Origin of the sequence: Mycobacterium sp. E796, assembly GCF_001672815.1 — a bacterium.
Taxonomy (GTDB): domain Bacteria; phylum Actinomycetota; class Actinomycetes; order Mycobacteriales; family Mycobacteriaceae; genus Mycobacterium.
Genome location: NZ_LZKK01000150.1, coordinates 1 through 674, shown reverse-complemented (window position 1 = coordinate 674; position 674 = coordinate 1). Strand labels below are relative to the sequence as shown.

General features: G+C 63.9%; 1 protein-coding gene. It reads left to right on the top strand.

The window, feature by feature from the left end; translation table 11 throughout:
* Positions 1 to 674: Gfo/Idh/MocA family protein (locus A5706_RS11095; protein WP_068130185.1), on the top strand; the 674-nt coding region annotated here is incomplete at both ends.

Here is a 674-nt window from a genome sequence, read left to right as displayed (position 1 = left end):
GCCAAGCACGGCATCGCTCGGGTGCACGAAAACTATGCGGCGCTTATCGCCGACCCGGACGTGGATGCGGTCTACATCTTGGCGCCGACGGGTTTGCACGGCAGGTGGACCCGGGCTGCGCTTGATGCGGGCAAGCACGTGCTGTGCGAAAAGCCGTTCACTGCCAACGCCGCCGAGGCCCGCGAGATCGCCGAGTTAGCCGCGAAATCAGATCGTGTCGTCATGGAGGCGCTCCAGTACCGCTACCATCCGTTGACATCGCGCGTCGAGCAGATCATCGCTTCGGGGGAGCTGGGTAGATTGCAGCGAGTGGAGGTAGCGGTGTGCGTCATGCTGCCGAAGCGTTCAAATAGCAACATCTACGACTACTCCCTTGCCGGTGGCGCGCTGATGACCGACGGAAGCTATACGGTCGACATGCTCCGTACGTTCGGCGGTTCGACCCCGGAAGTCGTTTCGGCTCGTGCGAAACTGGGCGGTCCCGAAGTGGACCGGGCTATGACGGCCGAATTGCGGTTCGCCGGCGGGCACACGGGCCGCCTGCACTGCGCGCTGTGGTCGTCGAACCTGTTTTGGGCGAGCGCCAAGGTGGTTGGGGATCGCGGCCGGCTGCATTGGCTCAGTCCGGCGGCACCTCAAGTTCTCCCTCGGCTCTCCATCCAATCAGCCGACAG